The sequence below is a fragment of the Alteromonas alvinellae genome, assembly GCF_902705805.1.
In genome coordinates, this window is the sequence record NZ_CACSIH010000053.1 from 1 (window position 1) to 380 (window position 380).

General features: G+C 47.4%; 1 pseudogene. It reads right to left on the bottom strand.

Annotated features, from left to right (window positions below):
- Positions 1–380, bottom strand: a pseudogene (locus ACX5KA_RS03950) (hypothetical protein); the annotation flags it as partial.

Sequence of the window (380 nt, forward strand, 5' to 3'; positions counted from 1 at the left end):
TCAGGAATAGTCAGTAGGGTAGGGCTGTCCATACCTGGCCACGCGTAGCTGGCGACTAAGCCACGTTTATCAACAGCGTCTTTAACTAGCAGCATGGTTCTGCCGTCGTCACGACTGGTGCCAAATAAGCCCCATTCCGCGTTATCATCGTTGTTCATATCAAACAGTTTATGCCAGCTCACGTTTTCCCATTTATCAGGGAAGTTATAAGCGTCTAGCTTGTCGTTGCTGTTTGCGCCACTAATCAGTTTTACCTGAATTTTGTTGTTGCGTTTAATGCGGCCAAATAATGCTACATCACGCACACCATCCCCGTCATAATCACTGTGTTGATAATAAGCCGGGCTCTCAAAAATAGCCGGGAAGCTATACACGCCCAC